The 8,820-nt window shown below is 31.5% G+C and carries 5 protein-coding genes and 2 pseudogenes; all 7 read left to right on the forward strand.

The genetic code is table 11. The annotated features are described in order from the left end of the window. A pseudogene (locus tag V5787_RS11645) lies at nt 1-163 on the forward strand (IS1595 family transposase); the annotation flags it as partial. Between the two features lie 134 nt (nt 164-297). Further along, nucleotides 298-846: an RNA polymerase sigma-70 factor gene (locus V5787_RS11650; RefSeq protein ID WP_336893379.1), complete on the forward strand. Its 549-nt coding sequence runs from the start codon at nt 298-300 to the stop codon at nt 844-846. Nucleotides 847-1,348: 502 nt separating this feature from the next. Further along, a pseudogene (locus V5787_RS11655) lies at nt 1,349-1,507 on the forward strand (IS5/IS1182 family transposase); the annotation flags it as partial. Between the two features lie 223 nt (nt 1,508-1,730). Next, nucleotides 1,731-2,879 carry a FecR family protein gene (locus V5787_RS11660; protein WP_336893380.1) on the forward strand — a complete coding sequence of 383 codons (1,149 nt, stop codon included), beginning with the start codon at nt 1,731-1,733 and terminating at the stop codon, nt 2,877-2,879. Between the two features lie 192 nt (nt 2,880-3,071). Beyond that, on the forward strand, nt 3,072-6,542 hold the full coding sequence (locus V5787_RS11665; RefSeq protein ID WP_336893381.1) for a TonB-dependent receptor: 3,471 nt from the start codon (nt 3,072-3,074) through the stop codon (nt 6,540-6,542). A gap of 30 nt (nt 6,543-6,572) precedes the next feature. Further along, nucleotides 6,573-8,357 carry a RagB/SusD family nutrient uptake outer membrane protein gene (locus V5787_RS11670; protein WP_336893382.1) on the forward strand — a complete coding sequence of 595 codons (1,785 nt, stop codon included), beginning with the start codon at nt 6,573-6,575 and terminating at the stop codon, nt 8,355-8,357. Between the two features lie 275 nt (nt 8,358-8,632). Further along, nucleotides 8,633-8,820, forward strand: a 188-nt coding sequence (locus tag V5787_RS11675; RefSeq protein WP_336893383.1) for a transposase, incomplete at its 3' end; no start/stop codon positions are given.

The following is an 8,820-nucleotide window of genomic DNA, read 5'->3' on the forward strand; positions in this document are numbered from 1 at the left end:
AACTCATGTAAGTAAATGGCATATACAAGCATATTTTGATAAATTTTGTTTTAGAATTAATAGGTCACAATACAAAGAATCCATTTTTCATAAAACAATTCTTAGAATGGTACTACAAAAACCTAAATATCAAAAAAACACAAAACAGATACTAGGCGTATAACTCAGTTATGTTATTCTTTCAAATTAAAATATCACCCAATAGTTTAGGGTTATTTTGACCCCTAAAAAACAAAATGTACATTTAAATAACCACTTGTTTTATTGCAAAAAACAAATCTTAAAAACCCCTAAAAGTTGAAAAAAACATATTTACATCATTTATCTGCGAAAGAATACAAAAATAGTTTCAATGTTTTATATAAATCTTTATGTCTTTTTGCATACAAGTATGTTGACAACTTAGAAGTTTCAAAAGATCTAGTTCAAGATTTATTTATTAAAATATGGGAAGATAAAATTGAGTTCAAAAATAAAGACAATGTTAAATCATACCTCTACACTTCTGTAAAGAATAGATCACTTGACTATTTAAAAAGCAAACGCTATAAATCTACATATTGTTTTTCTTCTATAAAAATGGAACAATTAGAGACTGAATCTTTTTTTATGAGAGAAGTCGTTGTTTCAGAAACAACTGCTATAATTGAAAAAGCTATTAACACCCTGCCCAATAAATGTGCACAAATAATTAGGCTTAGTGTAAACAATTTTACAAATATTGAAATAGCAAAAAACTTAAACATTTCAATTAACACCGTGAAAACTCAAAAAAGAATAGCATATAAAAGATTAAAACCAATATTAAAAGAACATTTCATTTTATTAATCTTCATTTTCAATTAATCTACTTGAATTACAAACAGTTTCATAACATAAGATTGTTGCAAGGTAAACGACAAAAAGAAACAGTCAAATTAACACCGTACCTACTTATAAGCAACTACTTAAAACATATGCTTAAGTTGAAAAACCACAAAAAACACTTGCTTTTGCAGATAGCGTTTGTGACTTACCCACATGAAACATAAAAACTACATTTTTTAGTCAAAAAAATATTCGTATCGATTGGAGTCGAATTTTAAAAATAAAAGACAAGGGCTATTACAGAGGTAAAAGTGCAGTTGGTAAACCTTCATATAATGATTTGTTACTTTTTAAAATGTGTCTTTTGCAGAGTTGGTATAGTTTAACACCAATTTTATTTTTAAATGGCGTAATAATACTTTAGAATATTTTTTATTTATATAATAAAAGATATTAAATCATAATACCGCTACGGATGTGTTTTTTTCTGAAATATGAATGAAAAAGAAACAAATTTAATGCGTCATTTAAATATCAAAATGGTTTAAGTGATTACGAAGTACAAGATAGACTTAATGACAGTTTATCATTCAGCTATTTCTATGGAATGACAATAGAACAAGTAGCACTAGACCATTGCAAATTTAGAACTGCATTGACAAAATGGAAAAAAAGATTTAATAATTTATTGGTAAAATAAGGTTTAAGGTGGAGCGAACTTTTCGAGGAATCTCAAAATAGAGGTTTCGATTTAAAAAATCAAAACTGAAGAGATCATTATCCAACGGTCTCAAAATTATATAAAAAATATTTTATTTTTTTAACCCTTTCAGTAAACTTTATCGTCTTAAAGATAAGTAAGTACATATTAACGTTGATATAACACATATATTATCATGCCTCTTTTTAATAAAATTTTTGAATTGTCTAAACAAATAGCTGATGAGCTACTAAAAGAAAAAGAGTCTTCTTATTTACAAAACTCTGAATTTTTTGATAATGATGATAAAGAATACATCTACAAAAACCTTACAGATGAAACCCTGAAAAAAGAACGAAAAAATCTATCTAAACAAATTGACATCAAAGAAAACTGGAAAACTATTAAAAACAAAACCAATAAACCTGTTAAGAAAATGGTGTTTTGGAGGTATGCAGTCGCCGCTGTTCTAATTGGTGTTTTAATATCTATTGACTTTTTATCTCCCCCCCCTACCATTAGCCCTCTAGAAACTAATACTCTTTTAGTTAAAAGCAACGGTCCTATAACAATTGGCACAGAAAAAGCAACTTTAACGCTAGAAGATGGCTCTAGTATTGAATTAGAAAAAGGAAAAAAATTCAAAACCAACACAATTAATAGTAATGGAGAAAAAATAGTTTACAAGAAACCTAAGGAGCCAAAGACAGCAATACAATATAATTATTTAACTATTCCCAGAGGTGGTCAGTATTCCATTGAACTTTCTGACGGTACTTACGTTTGGCTAAACTCTGAATCCAAATTAAAATTCCCTGTTGCCTTTTTAGAAGGAGAGCCTAGACAGGTAGAATTAATTTATGGTGAAGCATTCTTCTCTGTGTCTTCAAGTACAAACCATAATGGATCTAAGTTTAAAGTCATCAACCAAGCTCAAGTAGTTGAGGTTTTTGGTACAGAATTTAACATTAAGGCGTATAAAGATGAAACCCACATTTACACCACTTTAATTGAAGGAAAGGTTACAATTAGCAATCGGTTATCTATAAAACAAAAATTACTGCCTAATCAGCAGTCAATTCTAAATATTGAAAGCAATAATATAGAAATTATTCCTATAAACATCGAAAATGAAATAGCATGGAAACATGGAGTTTTTAGTTTTAAAGGAAAAAAATTAAAAGATATTATGAAAGTAATTTCTAGGTGGTATGATGTAGATGTCATTTTTGTAGACAAAGCTCTTGAAGACATAAAGTTTAAAGGCGTCTTGGGAAAAGAACAAAATATAGAAGAAATTTTATCATCAATTCAAACTTTAAGTATCATTAAAAATTATAAAATAAAAGGGAAAACTATAATTCTAAACTAGTCAATCTACAAATAACTTTTATCAACTATAACTAAACTATAATATATAAGATTAAACTAAACCAATCAACAACAAAAATCAGTATTAGAAATAAAGAGGAAAGAGTACAGACCGTGCAAAGTATATAACTCAATTCCCCTTTTGTAATTATTAATTAACCAAATATTTAACTAACTAATAAAACACAAATTTATGAAAAATAAATTAACCTACACTTTTCTTTTCTTTAAGGAAAAGCTATTAATAACCATTATGAAAACCTACATGTTTTTATACCTTACCACAGCATTAAGTTTTACCCCAATTAATGTTCTGTCTCAAGATTCTAAAATTATGATTAATGTCGATAAAACGTTAACTGTAGATGAAATTTTTGATCTTCTCATGCAACAAACAGATTATAAATTTATTTACCAAGAGGGAACGTTTGATGCTTTTCCTAAAATTAATATAAAAAAAGGACTCACTACCGCTAACGAACTACTAAACAGCAGCTTATCTAGAGGTAATTTCAATGTAACAATAACAAATACTAATACTGTAGTAATAAAAAAAAGCAGCATTGACTCCGTAATACAACAACAAATTTCTGGTATAATTTCTGACAACAATGGACAACCACTTCCGGGAGCTAATGTCCTTGAAAAAGGCACTACCAACGGAACACTAACAGATTTTGACGGTAATTACTCAATAAATGTAACATCAGGAGCTACATTAGTATTTTCTCACATAGGTTTTGTAACCCAAGAAATTGTAATAAGAAGTAATACCAAAGTAAACATTGAACTACAGGAAAACGAAGAGAGTTTAGAGGAAGTTATAGTAGTAGGATATGGTACTGCAAAAAAAGAAACCTTAACAGGCGCTGTTGAGCAGGTTAATGCGGAAGTTTTTGAAGATTTAGCAATAAGTAGTCCAGCTCTAGCCCTACAAGGTAGAACACCTGGACTAGTTGTTACACGTACATCTTCTAGACCAGGTGATGAGGATGTAAATTTCCTTATTAGAGGAGTTTCCTCTATAAATGGAATAGAACCTCTTATTGTTATTGATGGTGTTCCTTCAATAAATGCATCCTCTTTTAATGATATGAATCCTAATGATATTGAAAGCATAAGTGTATTAAAAGGTGGATCAGCATCTGTATACGGTTCTCGTGCAGCGGGAGGTGTTATTTTAGTTACTACAAAAAAAGGAAAAGGAGATATTAAAATAGACATCAGTTCTGTTTTTCGTATGGGAACTATAGGTATCCGTACACCATCACCAACAATGTCTGAATATGGACAATTATATTTAGCAGCAGTAGACGAAGATCTAGCTTCTGGTAAATCACCAAAATATTTCTTTTGGAGTGACCGAGAAACGGTAGCAAGAATAGCAAATGGAGAAGAAGGTTATTATGATTTACCAATAAACGGAAATATCTGGTTGGGTAATTCATCTAAGGTTGATGAATTGTTCGGGAACTCATACTCTAGCCAACACAATATTAGCGTATCTGGAGGCACCGAAAAAAATAATTTCCGTATTTCTGCAGGTTATGATGAAAATGTCGGGGGCTTAAAAGTTGCCGACGACAGTGAGGATAGATATAATTTCTCTATAAATTATGGTACTGAAATTAATGAAAGATTAAGTATTAATACAAATGTAACGTATTTTCACAATCACTTTTCAGGTCCCGGATCTGGTCTAGGAAGAGAAGCAGCAACTTGGGATGCACCCTTATTCCCTACTTACAATCCTGACGGACAGTATTATGCTAATTTTGGAGGTGTTAACATTACAGGTAATAGAAATGCTGTAGCACAGGTGATTGATGCAGGTAGGGAAAATAAGACGATAGAGCAATTTAAAATTGCTGCACAAGCGACGTATAAACTAACAGATCATTTAAATGTTGTAGGTTCTTATGCCTTTAGCAAACAAAATAGCGAATACCAAATATATGCAGTTTCAGTACCGTTGTATAGTTGGCAAGGAGATTATTCTAATAGCATCAATAATACCAGTTATATCAAAGAAGGAACTGGGCCCGATAAAAATGACGGTAATATTACCTATAAAAATTACAAAGGTATCTTAAACTATACTAATAGTTTTGGAGATCATAATATATCTGGATTATTGGCTATAGAAGCAGATAGAAATGTTATTAATGAATATAGTGTTAAAAGAACTGGATTTGTTGATTATGGAGTATACGACCTGAACTTGGGAGATGAAGACCAAGAAATTGAAACCTCTGGAGGAGGTAATACTTGGGGGTTCTATGGATATATTGGACGTGTCAATTATGATTACAAAAACAAATATTTATTTGAACTACAAGGTAGACGAGATGGCTCTTCAAGATTTGCAGAGGGTTTTAAATGGTCTAATTATGGTAGTATATCTGCTGGTTGGGTTTTAACTCAAGAGGGCTTCTTAAAAGACAATAAGACCATTTCATTTTTAAAACTAAGAGGAGGATATGGTGAACTAGGAAGTACATCTGGTATCGGTAATTTTGGGTATTTATCAACTGTTTCCTTTGGCACTACTGTTTTTGGACAAACTACTGCAGCACAACAAGGAACAGCAAGAGCGAGTAATTTATTTAGCGACACTACAACATGGGAGCGCATTGTGAATAGAGAAATTGGTATAGATTTTAAGTTGTTTAACAGTAAAATGTTCGGTTCTGTAGATTTTTATCAAAAAGAAAACGTGGATATGCTTGTTAAAGGTGAATACCCAGACTTACTAGGAACGGATGCTCCATTTACAAATTCAGGTACTTTAGAAACTAACGGATGGGAAGTTCTGTTAGGTTGGAGAGATCAAATTGGGAATTTTGACTTTGCCATCAGTGCAAATATGAGTGATAGTAGAAACGAAATCACAAAATATGATCTTGCTTCAGTAATTAATGAAAATCTTAATAGTGCAAATGATGGTGAAAACATTTTGGGCAAACCAATTAACTCCTTTTATTTATGGGAAACTAATGGTTATTTTGAATCTCAAGCAGAAGTTGATGCCTATTATGCAAATCATACCGCAGGAGGAATCTTACCTTCACAAACATCAGCAAACTCAATACGCCCTGGAGACATGCGAGTTGTTGATTCTAATGGAGATGGAAAACTTGATGAAGAGGATCTAACTTATCATGGAGATAATGCTCAGCATTATGTATACGGATTAAATTTTGATGTAAAATATAAGAACTTTGACTTTAGTGCCTTTTTTCAAGGGGCTCTAAATCATCAAATATATAGAACAGGTTATTTTGCACAGCCCTTTCAAGCAGTATGGCAAAACCAATCTAATACATGGCTAGGTAGAACATGGACAGAAGACAATACTGATGCTGAGTTCCCTAGACTATCTACTCAAGGAGGAATATCCAAATGGAACTACAGAAGTAAAGATCATATTTTACAAAACAATAGATATATTAGATTAAAATCTCTTATTATTGGTTATAATATTAAAGGCCTTAAGCTAGGTAATACACCTATTCATACAGTACGTGTTTATTTTTCAGGAAATGATTTGTTTGAATTTTCCAGTGTAAAAGACGGGTATGACCCTGAATTCCAATCGAGTTCAAACAATAGCGCTTATCCATTTATGCGTACTTGGGCATTGGGTTTAAAAGTATCTCTTTAAGATAACTAGTAATAATAAAATTATATAAAAATGAAAAAACTAATATATATAATAGTACCCTGCGTGATGTTATTATTTACATCTTGTACAGACAATTTTATAGATCTAACACCGCCAGCTGAAATTACTGAAGGTGTGTATTTTAACGAAACTGAGCATTTTTTATCAAGTTCCAATAGGTTTTATACTAACTTAATAGGATGGGGTGACCAAGGAGTATATTCTGATCACGGTTCAGATTTAATTGGTTATGAAGAGAGCAGTACGATGCAAGACTATAGTAGAGGAGATTATCAGCCACCAGTAAATGATGATTATTATTCAAATGCTTACGAGGCTATTAGAGATATGAACCTTTTACTTGAGAGAGCGGAGACTTTTGAAGGTGGAGATATAAGTGAATATCTAGCAGCAACTAAATTTCATAGAGCTTGGCAGTATTTCTTCTTGATACAACGTTTTGGAGGTGTTGTATTAGTAACAAGTTCACTAGATGTTGATTCTGACAAATTAGATGCTCCGCGTAATAGTAGATATGAAGTTGTGTTTCAAATTTTAGCGGACTTAGATGACGCAATCGCTGGCTTACCTACTGAAGCCACAATAGCTTCTGCTGATAAAGGTAAAATTAGTAAAGAGGCTGCAAAGTCTTTTAAAGCTGATGTTTTATTGCATGAGGCTACTTGGATGAAATATGTAGGTACCACTACTGATGGGGACGGTGTTAGTGCCGGTACTGGCAGTACTGGCTATGATGCTTCCAATATTACAGCCTATTTACAAGAAGTAGTTACTTTAACGAAATCTGTAATGGATTCTGGTACTTTTGAACTTTGGAATCATAATGATATTCTCGATGATTTGAGTTCAAATTTCTTATTTAATCTTGAAGATGGAGGATCTAATCCAGGTGGATTGGATAAAGCCTCTAACAAAGAGTTTATTTTTTATAATAAATATGATAACATTTTTAGACAAGCTAATACACTAGTAAGTCATGTCTACCAAGGAAGAACAAAGCCAAGTAGAAAAATGATAGATTTGTTTTTATGTACTGATGGATTGACAATTTCTCAATCTTCTTTGTTTGAAGGGTATACAAACACACCTGATGAGTACCAAAACAGAGACCTTAGAATGAAAGCCTATTTTACGTATCATAAAAATCTTGGTGAAATCCCTCAAAATGGAGACGTCCTTTTGAATGGTTCAAATAATAATGGGTATTTCAATTCAAAATTTATGAGTTGGAAATGGGGTACAGACGAAGCATATAGAGCGACAAAAGAAGAAGCTTATGACATGCCTTTTATTCGTCTAGCAGAAGTGTATTTAATGTATGCTGAGGCATTGTATGAGTTAAATGGGACTCTTACAGATGGAGAGATGAATGAATCCATAAATTTAGTTAAGGCTAGAGCCGGTTTACCTGCTCTTACAAATGCTTTTTTAACGACTAATAATATGGACTTAAAAACAGAAATTAGAAGAGAGCGTACCATTGAGCTTTATGCAGAGGGTTCAACAAGGTTTACAGACTTAAAACGTTGGGGAATTGCTGTAGAAGAATTAGGAAAGACCATTTATGGAGCAGTTATAGAAGGCACTATATATGAAGGAAACGATGCTCTATACACACCTAGTAATTATGGTTACGGAGAAGAAGCAACCATAATAGGTGATGGTACTAGTAAAAGTTGTATTGTAGTACAGCCATCATCAATTCGTAACTTTTCTAGTCATAATTATTTATTTCCACTGCCTACTTCTCAATTAGGATTCAATGAGAAATTTTTACAAAACCCAGGGTATTAATAATGAGATAATAATCTATATTTTAATTAGTTCTTTGGTTAAACGAACGATTATAGACATAAAGTTTATAATCGTTTTTTATATCTATCAATCCAGTCCTAAATAAATTTATAGTCTACGAAATCTAGCCATTTAATACCAAATGAATTTCAGAGTGGTTAATAATAAATTTGAATTATTTTTTTCTTTAAATAAAAAAAAGCATAGGTTACGGTTCTATTTTTACGAGTTAGTCATTTAGTTTCTGTATCTTAGTGTCATTAAATATAACAGATATGGATATTTTTCAAGGTCAAAATATACTGAGTTTTATAAAAGAACTGCCAAATGATGAAGCTTGTAAGGCTTATTTAGCCAAAATAAAATGGTCTGAAGGTTTTATATGTAGTAAATGTTGTGGCACAAAAGGTTGTGAGAAATCAGGCTATAATTATCATTGTTATGGTTGTGATCATGTTGAAAG

The organism is Flavicella sp. (assembly GCF_037132785.1).
GTDB lineage: Bacteria > Bacteroidota > Bacteroidia > Flavobacteriales > Flavobacteriaceae > Flavicella.